Source organism: Streptomyces sp. NPDC013317, from assembly GCF_055563155.1.
In genome coordinates this window covers 22,416-35,661 of the sequence record NZ_JBVHDX010000027.1, presented here as the reverse complement: position 1 = coordinate 35,661, position 13,246 = coordinate 22,416, and the positions used below count along the sequence as shown (strand labels likewise).

Here is a 13,246-nt window from a genome sequence, read left to right as displayed (position 1 = left end):
CGGCGGGTGCCCGCTTGGTCAGTCCTTCGGCTGCAGCAGGTCCCAGCGGTTGCCGTAGAGGTCTTCGAAGACCGCCACCGTGCCGTACGGCTCGTGGCGGGGCTCCTCCAGGAAGCGGACGCCGGAGGCGGTCATGCGGGTGTGGTCGCGGGCGAAGTCGTCGGTGTGGAGGAAGAAGCCGACCCGGCCGCCGGTCTGGCGGCCCACGGCGGACTCCTCCTCCGCGCTCTTCGCGCGGGCCAGGAGCAGGCCCGTGCCGGCCGCGGCTCCGGCGGGGCGGACGACGATCCAGCGGGAGCCGTCGTCGCGGGGGGTGTCCTCGACGAGGCCGAAGCCGAGGGGGCCGGTGTAGAAGGCAAGGGCCTCGTCGTAGTCACGGACGACGAGGGTGACGAGTGCGATGAGGGACATACCTCAAGGTTATACGTATGACCGGCGGGGTGCCACGCGGTGCGACAATGCCCCGCATGGACGCCCAGCTGCTCGCCGAGCTCACCGACCGCGCCCTGCTCCTCGCCGTCCCCGGCGAGCGGCGGATCCTGGGGCTCGCCGGGGCGCCCGGAGCGGGGAAGTCCACGCTCGCGGCCCGGCTCGTCGCCCGGCTCGACGGGCTCGCCGCCCTCGTGCCGATGGACGGCTTCCACCTGGCCCAGCAGGAGTTGGAGCGGCTCGGCCGCGCGGAGCGCAAGGGGGCGCCGGACACCTTCGACGCCGCCGGCTACGCCGCGCTGCTCCGCCGGCTGCGCACCCCCGAGCGCGGCACCACCGTCTACGCCCCGGCCTTCGACCGAGCCCTGGAGGAGCCGGTCGCCGGAGCGATCCCGGTCCCGCCGGAGGTCCCGCTCGTCGTCACCGAGGGGAACTACCTGCTCCACGACGAGGGGGCGTGGGCCGGTGTCCTCCCCCTGCTCGACGAGGCCTGGTTCCTGGAGCTCGACGACGACCGCCGGGTGCCCCGGCTCGTCGAACGGCACGTCCGCTTCGGCAAGGACCGCGCCCATGCCGAGCGCTGGGTCCGCGACTCCGACGAGTCCAACGCCCGCCTCGTCGCCCGGGGCAGGGGCCGCGCCCACCTCCTCGTCCCCATGAGCTAGCGGGAGGAGCCGCCAGGCCGGCGGGCGTGGTCCGCGGCCGCCCTCGCCAGTGCCCGGACGATCGGGTGCGGCTGCGTCCCGTCGCTCGCCAGCTCCGGCTGGAAGAGCGTGGCCAGGAAGAAGGGGTGGCCGGGCAGTTCCGCGATGCGGACCTTGCCGTCCTCGTCCTCGCCCGTGAACCGCAGGCCGTGGGCGCGCAGGGTCTCCAGATGCCGGCTGTCCGGTCCGTAGTCGCAGTGGTAGCGCTCCGTCGTCCGTTCGGCGCCGAGCACCGACTCCGCGAGCGATCCCGGCGTCACGCGCACCGGCCCCTCGTGGCCGACCAGCGAACAGGCGAGGGGCGCGATCAGCAGGTCGTCGCCCGCCGCCGCCGGATCGTTCTCGGCGTGCGCGGCGGCCGTCAGACCGCAGACGTCCCGGGCGAACTCCAGGAGTGCGTGCTGGAATCCGGCGCAGGTGCCGAGGAACGGGATGGACTCCTCACGGGCGGTGCGGATCGCCGCCAGCGCGCCCGCCTCACTCGCGTACGGACTCCCCGGCAGCAGCCACACCGCGTCGAAGTCCTTCACCGCGCCCGGCGCCTCCGCGTCGCCCGTCGGGATCCAGTACGCGTCGAGCACAAGGCCGTCCCGCTCGGCCAGCGCGTCGAGCAGGACGGGGACGCGGACATGGGACTTCACATGGGGAGAACGGTCGCCGACGAGGGCGACGCAAGGGGTGTGCGTCATGCCGACCATGCTGGTCGGAGCCGCGGGTTCACGTCCAACGATGATTCCTGCACTCCCGATCGCGATCGCTTATGAGGGGTGGCGGGGCGGGCGCATGCGGCGCCGGTGGTTCGGCTCCCGGCGCCGGGCACGTCTACGCTCGGAACCCCATGGACCCGCACCACCTCCGAACCTTCGTCACCGTCGTCCGGCTCGCCTCCTTCTCCGAGGCCGCCCGCGCGCTCGGCTACACCCAGTCCGCCGTCTCCCAGCACATCGCCGCTCTCGAGCACGACCTCGGCCGGCCGCTCCTCGGGCGCCGGCCCGTCGTCCCCACGGCGGCGGGAGAGCGGCTGCTCGAACACGCCGGCTCGCTCCTCCTCAGGCTCGACGCCGCCCGCGCCGACCTCGCCCGGTTCGCCGCCGCGCCCCGCGAGACGCTCACCCTCGCCGCCTCCCCGCTCGCCCTGCACCCCCGTACCCTCGCCGCTCTGCCCGCCGCCGGAGTCACCCTGCGCACCCTGGCCCGCGACGAGGTGCCCGTCGCCGTAGCTACCGGAGCGGCCGACCTCGGCCTCGTCGACGGACTCGCCGCCCCCAGCGACCCGTTGCGGCTCCCCGACGTCGCGCCGCTCACCGCCGTCCGCGTCGCCGAGGAACCGGTCGCCGTGGTCCTGCCCGCCGGGCATCCGCTCGCCGGCCGCCCCGGCCTGCGGCTCGCCGACCTCGTCGACGCCCGCTGGCTCGACGCCCCCGACTCGGGCCTCCCGCTCGACCGGCTGCGCTCCGCGCACGGCGGCCCCTCCGGCCACGGCTTCCGCACCGCCCTGCGCCACGAGGGCGTCGACTCACGGCTCATCGGCGCCCTGGCCGCCGCCGGACACGGCCTGACCCTGCTCCCCGTCTCCCTCGCCGCGACGATCGCCGGAGCCGTCGCCGTACCACTGAGCGCGCCGCGCCTCGTCCATCGCGTGGAACTCCTCCACACCGGCACCGAACCCTTCGGTCCGGCGGCGGAGTTGGCCGGACAGCTCGCCCCGTGACCGCACACACCCCCTAGGCTGGACCCACGGCGAGCAGGAAGGCGGGCAGACGTGGGGCTGTTCCGGCGAGGACCCAGGCGTGACGGTGACGAGGCGCCCAGGGACCCCGAGTTCTCGTACTTCTCGCAGCGCGAGGCCGCTCTCTTCCGCAGCCGCGTCCGCGAGGCCTTCGCCGAACTCGGGCTCGAAGTCACCGTCTACGCCGACTCGGTGCGCGACTCCGACGGCCGTGCCTTCGGTCTCGGCAACCTCGCCGCCGTCTGCCACAACGACCGGCGCGGACCACGCGTCTGGCCCACGCTGATCCGCCGCCATGTCGGCCTGGTGCTGCGCACCATGGACGGCCCCTCCGCGCTCGACACCCTCCGGCCGGAACAGATCCGGGCCCAGCTCTACCCGCGGGTGGTCAGCGGCGAAGGCATCGACCCGGGGACCTTCGGGTACGCCCGCAGCGTCGCGCCCGGACTCTACGAGATCCTCGCCCTCGACCTCCCCGAGAGCGTCATGATGCTGACGGACGAGGCGCTCGAACCGCTCGGCGACGTCGGGGAGCTGCGCGACCGGGCGCTCGCCAACCTGCGCGGGCTGCCCGTCGAGGGCCACGAGACGGTACGGGACGCCGACGGCATGTGCTTCGAGGTGATCCTCGGCGACTCCTTCTACACCGCGAGCCGCGTCCTCGACCTGGACGCCGTGGTCCGGCGCGTGACCGGGCGGCCGCTCGGCGAGCACGGAGCTCTGGTCGCCCTTCCGTTCCGGCACCAGCTGGCCTTCCACCCGATCCGCGACACCACGATCGTCCCCGCGCTCGGCGCCATGGCCTCGTTCGCCGCCTCGGGCTACGAGGACACCCCCGGCGCCATCAGCCCGTACGTCTTCTGGTGGCGCGGCGGCAGGCTCACCCAGCTCAGCGACCACGACGAGGACGGCGGAGAGCTGCGGATCGTCGTCGGCGAGGACTTCCAGGAACTGCTCGAACGCCTCATCGCCCAGGGGCCGGGACACGGCGGCCAGGAGCCCCGCTGACCGGTCGCGTCCCCCGTCCCCGACGCGCAGGACGACCCTCAGCCGTCCGTCAGTACCACCGCGCACTCCGGCGGGAGGCGCAGCACGCCGTCGGGGCCCGGGGCGTCGACCGGGCTCCAGGCGGCCAGGACCCGGTCGCGGCCGTTCGTGCCGAGCGGGATCTCCGCCGGCTCCTTGCCCAGGTTGACCGCGACCCGCAGCACCCCGCGGCGGAACGCCAGCCAGCGGCCCTCCTCGTCGAAGGCGACCCGCACCGCGGCCAGGTCCGGGTCGGTCAGGTCCGGCAGCGTACGGCGCAGCGCGATCAGCTCACGGTGCCAGGCCACGAGCCGGTTGTGCGGCGCCCGTTCGCGTTCCGTACGGTCGAGGACCGAGCGGTCCCGGGTGGCCGGGTCCTGCGGGTCGGGGATGTCCTCCTCCGCCCAGCCGTGCTCGGCGAACTCCCGCCGCCTGCCCTGCCGTACGGCCTCCGCCAGTTCGGGGTCGGTGTGGTCGGTGAAGTACTGCCAGGGCGTGGTCGCGCCCCACTCCTCGCCCATGAAGAGCATCGGCACCGAGGGCCCGGTCAGGACCAGCGTCGCCGCGCAGGCGAGCAGCCCGGGGGAGAGGGTCGCCGAGAGCCGGTCGCCCTGCGCCCGGTTGCCGATCTGGTCGTGCGTCTGGGCGTAGCCCAGGAAGCGGTGCGCGGGAGTGCGGACCCGGTCCACCGGCCGCCCGTGGTGACGGCCCCGGAAGCTCGAGTACGTGCCGTCGTGGAAGAAGACATGGGTCAGCGTCTTGGCGAGCGCGGCCAGCGGTTCGCGCGCGAAGTCGCCGTAGTAGCCCTGGTCCTCGCCGGTCAGCGCCGTGTGCAGGGCGTGGTGGAAGTCGTCGTTCCACTGGGCGTGGACGCCCAGCCCTCCCGCGACCCGCGGGGTCGTCGTCCGCGGGTCGGCGAGGTCCGACTCGGCGATCAGGAAGTGCTGGCGGCCCTGCTCGCGGGCCAGCTCGTCCACCGCCTCGCTCAGCTCCTCCAGGAACGTCAGCGCCCGGTCGTCGACCAGCGCGTGCACGGCGTCCAGGCGGAGCCCGTCGATCCGGTAGTCCTGGAGCCAGGCGAGCGCGCTGTCCAGCAGATAGCGGCGGACCTCGTCCGAGCCCGGCGCGTCCAGGTTCACCGCCGCGCCCCACGGTGTGTGGTGGGTGTCGGTGAAGTACGGGCCGTAGGAAGGCAGATGGTTCCCGGAGGGGCCGAGATGGTTGTGGACCACGTCCAGGAGCACGCTCATCCCGAGCCCGTGCGCCGTGTCGACGAACCTCTTCAGCGCCGTCGGCCCGCCGTACGGTTCGTGGACCGCCCACGGCGCCACGCCGTCGTACCCCCAGCCGTGCCGCCCCGGGAACGGGCAGAGCGGCATCAGCTCCACATGGGTGATCCCCAGCCCCGCCAGCTCCCCGAGCCGCTCCGCCGCCGCGTCGAGGGTGCCGTCCGGGGTGAAGGTCCCGACGTGCAGCTCGTACAGGACGGCGGCGCGCAGCCGCAGCCTCGGTGCCTCGTTGAACCAGACGTACGCGGAGTGGTCGACGACCGCGCTGAGACCGTCCGGGCCGTCCGGTTGACGGCGGGACCGGGGGTCGGGGAGCACCGGCCCGCCGTCCAGGGAGTAGCCGTACCGGTCGCCGTCCCCGGCCGCGACGACTCCGGTCCACCAGCCGTCGCGCTCGGCGTCCCGCTCCAGCGGATGTCCGGTTCCGTTCAGCTCCAGCGTCACCCGGTCACGGGCCCGCGGGGCCCACACCTCGAACAGCACCGGCCGATCCCCTCGTCGATGGGTACCACACGCAACGTGAGCCGCGACCCTGGCGCAGCGGCTCCGGCGTCCATCCTGGCAGTCAGGAGGGGGCCGCGCCCGGCGTGTCCCAGATGAAGTCGATCGCCCGCTGGAAGGTCGCGTACCCCGTCCGGGCGAAGGCCTTCGCCATCGGTACGTTGCCCAGATCGGTCGCCGCGCGGATGCGCGGCACGTCCTGGGCGGCCAGGATGCGCGTGCCCTCGGCGAGGATGTCGTCGATGTAGCCCCGGCCGCGGTGTGCCGGGAGCACACCGACGTAGGCGATCGTGTGGTTGTAGTTGTTCCGGGCGGGCACCACGAAGCCGACCGGCTCGCCGGTCTCCGGCAGCTGGGCGACCTGCCACCACTCCCGGGGCGAGGCGTAGTGCGCGAACTCCTCGTCGTAGTGCTGCTCCGCGGCCTCGCGGGGCGTGAGACCGGACGCGAGGTCGGCCTGCCCGTGCGCGTCGAGCGTGTCCTCCATGACCGGGGTCATCAGCGCGACCAGGTCCTCGCGGTCCCGCACCGGCCGGAACTCCAGCCGGCCTGTCGGCTCGGGCACGGGCGTGCCGGGGAGCCACTCCAGGCGCAGCCGCTCGACCAGCGGGCGGGCGCCCGAGGCCTCCAGGACGCCGAAGAGCGTCTCCAGCCGGGCGCGGGTCTCGGGAACCTCGCGCCAGTCCGCCGGCAGGAAACGGCCGAACTCCGGGCGGGCCGCCCCCGCCGGGACGACCGCCGCGGTCGCCGCCTCCAGCAGGCGCAGTCCGGTCTCGGCGCGCTCCTGCTCGGGCAGCTCGGGGTCGAGGTCGAAGAAGTCGAGGAAGAGCGGTTCGCCGCCCTCCTTCTTCGTCCACCAGGCGATCCTGGCCAGGACGCGGTCGCCGCGCAGGGCGACCCACATCCAGGAGGGCCGGCGGCGGCCGGCGACGAGGTCGTCCTCGAGTTCGTGGTCGAGGACATAGCTCAGCCGGCGGAAGAGGTCCAGCTCCTCCGGTCCGGAGAGCGGGCGCAGGGTCACGCCGTCGGGCGTGCGGGTCGGTGACGTGGTCACGTGATGGTTCCCCCTGGGAGTCGAGTCCGCAGACCGTAGCAGCGATCCCGGCCGAGTCGGTACGAGGTTTCTCGGGCGGGTCCGGCCCAGGTCACAGGTGGTGGAGCGGGTGTCCGCGGGGCCTCCGCGGTCCGCTGCGGCGCCGTTCTGGACACTTCGGGCCCGTCGGACGGACAATCACGTTGTGACGACGCCTTTCGAGTTCTCCACGCACCCCGCTCGGCTCTCCGACGCCGAGCGGGACCGTGCGCTGGTGCTGCTCCGTGAGGGTGCCGCCCAGGGCAGGATCTCGCACGACACCTTCGTGTTCCGGATGGAGCGGGCGCTCGTCGCCCAGAGCCCGGACGAACTCGCCCTCCTCACGGCCGATCTGAGGACCGAGTCCGGCTGGACGCGGCGGGTGGTGGGCGCCGTGGAGAAGATGTCCGCGTTCACGGCCAGGCTCGGCCGGGCCTGGCACGCCGAGCGGCTGCCGAAGCTGCTGCTGCCCGAGCCGGGTCCGTACCCGCTGCGGATCGGCCGTGATCCGGTGAACGGGCTCCGGCTCAGCCACGAGACGGTCTCCCGGATGCACGCCGAACTCTCCCTCCAGGACGGGTTCTGGGTGCTGCGCGACCTCGGTTCGACCAACGGCACCGTCGTGAACGGGCGCCGTGTCACGGGCGCGGTGGCCGTCCGTGCCGGGGACATGGTCGGCTTCGGACAGATGTCCTTCCGGCTCTCCTTGCGCTGACGGTCGCAGCCCGTCCGAACCTCCTCCGTCCCTGAACTCCCCGCTGTCCGTCGGGGAATTCCCCTACGGGTGGGGCTAGCCCCCCTGCGGTCCACCGGAGTCCACCAGTGACCGCACGGCACCTCCGACGGGAGGCTGACCACCATGAGAAGAACAGGTCAGCAGCCCCCGACGGCCCCGAGGTCCCAGGGCGGCACGGTGCCGGTCACGGTCCGGACCGCCCGGTGGTGTGCGACGCACCCGGGGAAGGCCATCGCCGGCTGGGTGCTCCTCCTCGCCGTATGCATCGGCGCCGGGGCGGCCGTGGGCACGAACAAGGGGACGTTCGCCGACTTCTGGATCGGTGAGGCGGGCCGGGCGGAGGCGATGGCCTCGGGCAGCGGACTGACCCCGCCGCCGGTCGAGCAGGTGCTGATCGAGCGCACGGCCCGGACGGCCGGGGACGAACCCTCGGCCGCCGCCGGGGAGATCCGCCGGCGGATGGAGGTGCTCCCGGCCGTCGAGAAGGTCGACGCACCGGTCGTCTCGCGCGGCGGCGAGGCGGTACGGGTGGCGGTCACCCTGCGCGGCGACCGGGAGACCGCGAAGAGGGACGTCGACTCGCTCCTCGCACAGACCGCCGAGGTCCGGCGCCACCACCCCGGTCTGTCGATCGAACAGACCGGCAGCGCCTCCGTCTCCGTCGCGGTCAACGACCGGCAGGGCCAGGAGCTCCGGCGGACCGAGATGATCAGCCTCCCGGTCACCTTCCTCATCCTCCTGGTCGTCTTCGGCGCGATCCTCGCCGCCGGAATCCCCGTCCTCCTCGCGCTCCTCTCCTTCGCCGGCGCGGTCGGTCTGTACGGGCTCGCCTCCTGGGTCTTCCCGGACGCGGGCGGCGCGGCGCTCAGCGTGATCTTCATGATGGGCATGGCGGTCGGCGTCGACTACTCGCTCTTCTACCTCAAGCGGGCCCGTGAGGAGCGCGAGCGTTCCGGCGGCACGCTCTCGCACGCCCGGGCCGTCGAGCTGGCCGCCGCGACCTCGGGACGCGCCGTCGTCGACTCCGGGTTCGCCGTGGCGCTCTCCCTCGCGGGGCTGTACCTCGTCGGGGACGTGATCTTCTCGTCGATCGCCACGGGGGCCATCCTCGTGACGCTGGTGGCGGTGGGCGGCTCGCTGACCGTACTGCCCGCGCTGCTCGCCGCGCTCGGCCACCGGACGGACGGCGGCCGGCTCGCCCGCCGCCGTCGCGGAGGCGGCGAAGGGCGCGTGTGGGCGGCGCTGCTGCGCCCGGTCGTGCGCCGCCCGCTCGTGGCGCTGCTGGCGGGCGTCGCCGCGACCGTCGCGCTGGCCGCGCCCGCGCTGGGCATGCGGCTCGGCACCGAGGGCAAGGAGACGTTCCCCGACAGCATCCCGGCCGTCGCCGCGTACGACCGGCTCGTGCGGGCCTTCCCGTCCGAGGGGCCCGCGCATCTCGTACTCGTACGGGGTGAGGATCCGGCCGCGCCCCTGCGGAAGCTGGGCGCGGCGACGCGCGGTGACGCGCTCTTCGCGCAGGACAGGGCGCCGGTCGTACGGATCGCGGAGGACGGGCGCACGGCGCTGCTCGCGCTGCCCGTCCCGTACGCGGCGAACTCGCCCGAGGCCGCCCGGTCGTTGGCCCAGGTCCGCGACCGCCTGCTGCCCGCCGCCGTCGACGGCACGCCCGGGCTCCAGTGGGCCGTCTCGGGAGAGATCGCGGCCGGGGCCGACTACGCGGCGCACCAGGAGCGGCGGCTCCCCTGGGTGATCCTCTTCGTCTCGCTCGCCACGCTGGCGATCATGTACGGAGCGTTCCGCTCGGTGGTGGCGGCGGTGCTCGGCACCGTCCTCAACCTTGCCGCGGTCCTCGTCGCCTGGGGCGTGCTGACCCTGGTCTTCCAGGGGACGTGGGCGGAGGGTCTGCTGGGCTTCGAGTCGCTGGGCTTCGTGGGCTCCCGTACACCGCTGATGGTCTTCGCGATCCTGGTGGGCCTCTCCACGGACTACCAGATCTTCGTCGTGAGCCGGATCCGGGAGGCCGCTCGGAGGGGTGTGCCGACGCGGGAGGCGGTCGTCGACGGGATCGCCGGTTCGGCGAGCGTGGTGACGAGTGCGGCGGTGATCATGGTCTCGGTCTTCGCCGGCTTCCTCTTCATCGACCGTGTGGAGATGAAGCAGATCGCGGTGGGTCTGACGGTCGCGGTCCTCTTCGACGCCATCGTGCTCCGGGCGGTGATCCTCCCCTCGGCGATGGCCCTGCTCGGCGACCGTGTGTGGTGGCCGAAGCGGCCGGCCGGGGCGCCGGTGCCGACGGCGCCGCCCGGCGCGGTGGCCGAGGGGAAGGTCCTCGTCCGCGCCCCCGGGCACCTTCGCGCGCACGCACGTCGGTGAGTGACCGGCCGGCCTCGTGCGGTGATCGCGGGCAGATGTGCGAGAGCGGTCCGGGGCCGCCGGTGTGACCATGGACAGCGTGGAGGACGCGCAGCCCTCTCGACGCGACGGTGCGGGGCGAGCGCGCTCCACGGAGAGGCGCGTGATGAGCGAGCCGAACCCGGTCGAGGAGCTTGTCAGCGGCGCCGCCCAGAACGCCGGAGGCTGGCTGGGCGCGCTGCCCGTGGCACAGGTGGCCACCAGTGCCGACGGGACGATCGTGCGGTGGAACCGGGCCGCCGAAGAGCTGCTCGGCTTCAAGCCGCAGCAGGTGATCGGCCGGCACATCGCCGAGCTGCTGCACCCGGGCGCGGACAGGAGTCTCGGCCGGTCCCTGTGGGAGGCCGCCGCCGGCGGGCGCGGGGTCATGGGCACGGTCACCGCCTGGCACCGCGACGGGCACCCGGTGGAGGTGGAGATCTGGGCGAGCCCGGTCCCCGACCGGCACGACGACGCCTCCGCGGTCCTGCTCTTCGCCGCCGAAGCCCACGCCGCACGGCGGATCCGGGGATCGTCGGCGGTCTGGGACGGGCTGTTCGCACGCTCTCCGGTGGGTATCGCCGTCCTGGACACACAGTTGCGGTTCCTCCGCGTCAACCGGGCCCTGGAGAAGATGAACGGCCTGTCGGAGTCGGCTCATGTCGGCCGGCGCCTCTCCGAGCTGCTGCCCCAGGTGAACGCCGAGGACATGGAGGCGGCGATGCGGCAGGTGCTGGACAGCGGAGAGCCGGTACTGGACCGCCGCCGCATCGGCCGCACCCCGGCCGACCGCGACCGGGACCGGGTGTGGTCGTGCTCCTACGTGCGCGTGGAGGACCCGGCGGGCCGGCCGATCGGAGTCATCGCCTCCCTGCTCGACATCACCGACCAGCAGCGCGCCCACACCGAGGCCGAGGCGGGGCGGCGCAGGCTCGCCCTCCTGAGCGAGGCGTCCGTCCGGATCGGCTCCAGCCTGGACCTGGAGCGCACCGCCCAGGAGCTCGCCGATCTCGCCGTTCCCGGCCTCGCCGACGCGGTCACCGTCGACGTCCTGGACTCCCTCGCCCGCGGCGACGATCCCGGCATGGGCCTGACCGGCGGTGTCGCCCTGCGCCGCCTGGGCAAGGCCCCGCTGACCGGCTCCGTGGTCACCGACGTCCTCGCCCCGCTGGGCCGCACCCTCGAGTTCCCGGCCACGGCGCCCTACACCCGGGCCCTCGCCGGACGTCAGCCCTTCCTGCTGGCCGTCCTCGACGAGGCGGCCATCGCCCCCGCCGCCCGCCATACGAACAGGCCCGCGCAGCTGCTGCGGCTCGGCGTCCACTCGTTCATGATGGTCCCGCTCTTCGCGCGGGACCTGGTACTCGGCGTGGCGACCTTCTACCGGACCCGTCCGGCCGGCCCGTTCACGTCCGACGACGTGAGTCTGGTCGGCGAGCTCGCCACCCGGGCCGCCCTCAGCATCGACAACGCGCGGCTCTACCACCGCGAACACGACACCGCTCTGACCCTGCAACGGAGCATGCTCCCCCAGCACATCACCCCGCCGCCGGGGATCGAGGTCGCCCACCGGTACCTGCCCGCGAGCGATGTCAACGAGGTCGGCGGCGACTGGTACGACGTGCTCAGCCTGCCGGACGGGAAGGCGGCCCTGCTGATCGGCGACGTCATGGGCCACGGCACCCCGGCAGCCGCGGTGATGGGACGGCTCTCCGCGAGCGTCCGGGCGCTCGCCAGGCTCGACCTCGAACCCGAGGAACTTCTCCACCAGTTGGAGGCGGCGCTCGACGACCTCGCGGAGCCGATGCTCGCCACGTTCCTCTACGCCGTGATCGACGTGGCGACCGGCCGCTGCCGCGTCGTCCGCGCCGGCCACCCGCCGCCCGCCGTGGTCGGCCCCGACGGCACCGCCGCCCTCTTGGACCTGCCGCCCGGCGTCCCGCTCGGCGTGGGCGGCACGCGCTTCACCACGAGCGAGACCACTCTGGAACCGGGCAGCGTTCTCGTCCTGTACACGGACGGCCTCATCGAATCCCGAGGCAGCGACATCGACGAACGCCTCGCCGAACTCGTCCATCTCCTCGCCCAACCGCACCCGTCCCTGACCGGACTGTGCGACAGCCTCCTCACGATGCTCGTGCCGGGGTCGGCCGACGACGACATAGCCCTGCTGCTCGCTCGCCTCACCGGGCGATGAGGCCGAATTCACCCGTACGGCGGTATGCGGGCTGCGACGGGGGCCACTCGGTGGTGGGGTGGGGAGACGCACTCACGGTGGACCGACAGGGGACGCGATGAGCGACGAGTCGAACTCGGGGATACGGCGTCACGCCTGGGCGGAGCTGCCGCCCATGGAACCGGGGCCCGCCCCGCGCGCCCGGGCGGAGGCGCCCGGCGGACGCGCGCGGGGGACCGCGCAGCCCCCCACCGGGCCGTCGCGGAGCCGCACCGTCGCGCCCAGCCCCCTCGACCCGGGCGCCACGCGGGACCCGTACCGCGTCCACCGGGTGCTGCGCGAGGAGTTCCCGCTCACCTTCGACCCGCTGCTGCGCGCCTGGGTCCTCAGCCGGTACGCGGACGTGGCCACCGCCCTCACCGACAACCGTTTCACCCACGGCCACCGGCCCGGCGACCCGCCCTGCGCCCAGACGCACGTCGACGTCGACGAGGCCGAGCTGCGCAGCGTCACCGCGCGCACCGCCCATGTCCTCGCCCGCCGGATCGCCGACCGGCCGAACGCGGACCTGGTCGCGGACTTCTGCCACTGGCTTCCCGCCGGTACCGTCGCCGCCGCCGTCGGCGTGCCCTACCGGGACATGATGCGCCTGGTCCGCGGCCGCGCCGCCTCCGCGCTCGCCGGCCAGTGCACCAGCCAGATCTCCATACGGGAGAAGGCCCTCGCCTCCTTCCTCGCCCACGTCCTCGCCGACCCGGAGCGCGCGAGACAGCTGCGCGACGCGCCGTCGGAGGAGATCGCCCGCGCCTGGACCGAGTCGCTGCGCCACGACCCGTCCGTGCAGATCGCCGTCCGCCGCACCGCCGCCGAGGTGCGCGTCAGCGGCGGCACGATCCCGGCGGGGGAGCCCGTGGCCCTGCTCATCGGAGCCGCCTGCCGGGACCCCGAGCGCTTCCGGGACCCCGACCGCTTCGACCCGCTGCGCGACGACCCGGGCCAGCTGACCTACGGCAGCGGCGCCTGCCCCGCCGTGCTGCTCGCGGGGCTCGAAGCCGAGTACTCCGTGCGGGCGCTCCTCGAAGCCATGCCCCGGCTGCGGCTCGCCCACGGCTTCCGGCCGGAGCGGACCGGCCTGATCACCCGCGCCCCGCGGAGCCTCCTCGTCCGTCCCGGCGGCTGACCCTCCCCTCATC

At 74.1% G+C, this 13,246-nt stretch carries 11 protein-coding genes; 7 read left to right on the top strand and 4 right to left on the bottom strand.

The genetic code is table 11. From position 1 onward, the window contains the following. Nucleotides 1-18: 18 nt before the first annotated feature. Nucleotides 19-411, bottom strand: a complete 393-nt coding sequence (locus ACZ3IJ_RS35735; protein WP_467475321.1) for a VOC family protein — start codon at nucleotides 409-411, stop codon at nucleotides 19-21. Between the two features lie 47 nt (nucleotides 412-458). Between ACZ3IJ_RS35735 and ACZ3IJ_RS35730 the strand changes: the two genes are divergently transcribed. Then, a complete protein-coding gene (locus ACZ3IJ_RS35730) occupies nucleotides 459-1,094 on the top strand; it encodes a nucleoside/nucleotide kinase family protein (RefSeq protein ID WP_467475319.1) in 636 nt (211 codons plus the stop codon). Here the strand turns inward: ACZ3IJ_RS35730 and ACZ3IJ_RS35725 are convergent. After that, complete coding sequence (locus tag ACZ3IJ_RS35725; protein WP_467475317.1) at nucleotides 1,091-1,822, bottom strand: CTP synthase C-terminal region-related (seleno)protein; 732 nt, start codon at nucleotides 1,820-1,822, stop codon at nucleotides 1,091-1,093. The genes ACZ3IJ_RS35730 and ACZ3IJ_RS35725 overlap by 4 nt on opposite strands. Nucleotides 1,823-1,971: 149 nt before the next feature. On the opposite strand from ACZ3IJ_RS35725, the gene ACZ3IJ_RS35720 reads away from it, so the two are divergent. Next, entirely contained in the window at nucleotides 1,972-2,844 is an 873-nt protein-coding gene (locus ACZ3IJ_RS35720) for a LysR family transcriptional regulator (RefSeq protein ID WP_467475315.1), read from the top strand. A gap of 51 nt (nucleotides 2,845-2,895) precedes the next feature. Further along, nucleotides 2,896-3,870, top strand: a complete 975-nt coding sequence (locus tag ACZ3IJ_RS35715) for a DUF1444 domain-containing protein (protein WP_391801743.1) — start codon at nucleotides 2,896-2,898, stop codon at nucleotides 3,868-3,870. Nucleotides 3,871-3,908: 38 nt separating this feature from the next. Here the strand turns inward: ACZ3IJ_RS35715 and treZ are convergent, their stop codons facing one another. Further along, complete coding sequence (treZ, locus tag ACZ3IJ_RS35710; RefSeq protein WP_467475312.1) at nucleotides 3,909-5,660, bottom strand: malto-oligosyltrehalose trehalohydrolase; 1,752 nt, start codon at nucleotides 5,658-5,660, stop codon at nucleotides 3,909-3,911. Between the two features lie 82 nt (nucleotides 5,661-5,742). Then, the gene (locus ACZ3IJ_RS35705) at nucleotides 5,743-6,732 is read right to left on the bottom strand and encodes a GNAT family N-acetyltransferase (protein ID WP_467475310.1); all 990 of its coding nucleotides are present in this window, start codon (nucleotides 6,730-6,732) and stop codon (nucleotides 5,743-5,745) included. Nucleotides 6,733-6,916: 184 nt separating this feature from the next. Here ACZ3IJ_RS35705 and ACZ3IJ_RS35700 point away from each other — a divergent pair, with 184 nt between their 5' ends. The 4 genes from ACZ3IJ_RS35700 to ACZ3IJ_RS35685 all read left to right on the top strand — a co-directional run bounded on the left by ACZ3IJ_RS35700 (nucleotide 6,917) and on the right by ACZ3IJ_RS35685 (nucleotide 13,233). Then, nucleotides 6,917-7,465: an FHA domain-containing protein gene (locus ACZ3IJ_RS35700; protein ID WP_467475308.1), complete on the top strand. Its 549-nt coding sequence runs from the start codon at nucleotides 6,917-6,919 to the stop codon at nucleotides 7,463-7,465. A gap of 144 nt (nucleotides 7,466-7,609) precedes the next feature. After that, nucleotides 7,610-9,859, top strand: a complete 2,250-nt coding sequence (locus ACZ3IJ_RS35695) for an MMPL family transporter (protein WP_467475306.1) — start codon at nucleotides 7,610-7,612, stop codon at nucleotides 9,857-9,859. Nucleotides 9,860-10,004: 145 nt separating this feature from the next. Continuing rightward, a complete protein-coding gene (locus ACZ3IJ_RS35690) occupies nucleotides 10,005-12,074 on the top strand; it encodes a SpoIIE family protein phosphatase (protein ID WP_467475303.1) in 2,070 nt (689 codons plus the stop codon). A 97-nt stretch (nucleotides 12,075-12,171) separates the two neighbouring features. Next, nucleotides 12,172-13,233, top strand: coding sequence for a cytochrome P450 (locus ACZ3IJ_RS35685; protein ID WP_467475301.1), 1,062 nt, complete (start codon nucleotides 12,172-12,174; stop codon nucleotides 13,231-13,233). Nucleotides 13,234-13,246: the final 13 nt, after the last annotated feature.

Bases quoted from the DNA above. Each gene is read 5' to 3' on its own strand.
- ACZ3IJ_RS35720 (WP_467475315.1), top strand. From the start codon at position 1,972: ATGGACCCGCACCACCTCCGAACCTTCGTCACCGTCGTCCGGCTCGCC.
- ACZ3IJ_RS35735 (WP_467475321.1), bottom strand. From the start codon at position 411: ATGTCCCTCATCGCACTCGTCACCCTCGTCGTCCGTGACTACGACGAG.
- ACZ3IJ_RS35695 (WP_467475306.1), top strand. From the start codon at position 7,610: ATGAGAAGAACAGGTCAGCAGCCCCCGACGGCCCCGAGGTCCCAGGGC.
- ACZ3IJ_RS35690 (WP_467475303.1), top strand. From the start codon at position 10,005: ATGAGCGAGCCGAACCCGGTCGAGGAGCTTGTCAGCGGCGCCGCCCAG.
- ACZ3IJ_RS35725 (WP_467475317.1), bottom strand. From the start codon at position 1,822: ATGACGCACACCCCTTGCGTCGCCCTCGTCGGCGACCGTTCTCCCCAT.
- ACZ3IJ_RS35685 (WP_467475301.1), top strand. From the start codon at position 12,172: ATGAGCGACGAGTCGAACTCGGGGATACGGCGTCACGCCTGGGCGGAG.
- ACZ3IJ_RS35730 (WP_467475319.1), top strand. From the start codon at position 459: ATGCCCCGCATGGACGCCCAGCTGCTCGCCGAGCTCACCGACCGCGCC.